A 306-nucleotide genomic window follows, 5' to 3' on the forward strand; every position below is an offset into this window, starting at 1 on the left:
GGCCCCGCCTCCCGTCTACGAGGCGGGGGAAGGTGTCGGCTTCCTGCACGTCCCCGCGCCCGGCCGGGGGTACCAGGCGCTGATCGGGAGGGGCACGTGCAGCGAGGTCCTCGAAGAGGGCGACCACCATGCGGCCTGTAATGACCAGCGCGGCGACCAGGCCCAGGCCCGGCGCCAACGGGCCCAGGAGGCGAGTCCGCCGCTGCTCGGCTCGTGAGGGTACGTCCAGCACGATCTCCACGCCGCCGCCTCGTCCCTCGGGTACGGGTGCCTAGCCGCCGGTCAGCGCAGGAGGCTGCCCCTGAC

General features: G+C 74.2%; 1 protein-coding gene. It reads left to right on the forward strand.

Annotated elements, in window-relative coordinates; translation table 11 throughout:
* Nucleotides 1–217, forward strand: a 217-nt coding sequence (locus UK12_RS44195) for a hypothetical protein (protein ID WP_045307279.1), incomplete at its 5' end; no start/stop codon positions are given.
* Nucleotides 218–306: the final 89 nt, after the last annotated feature.

The organism is Saccharothrix sp. ST-888 (assembly GCF_000955975.1).
Classification (GTDB): Bacteria; Actinomycetota; Actinomycetes; order Streptomycetales; family Streptomycetaceae; genus Kitasatospora.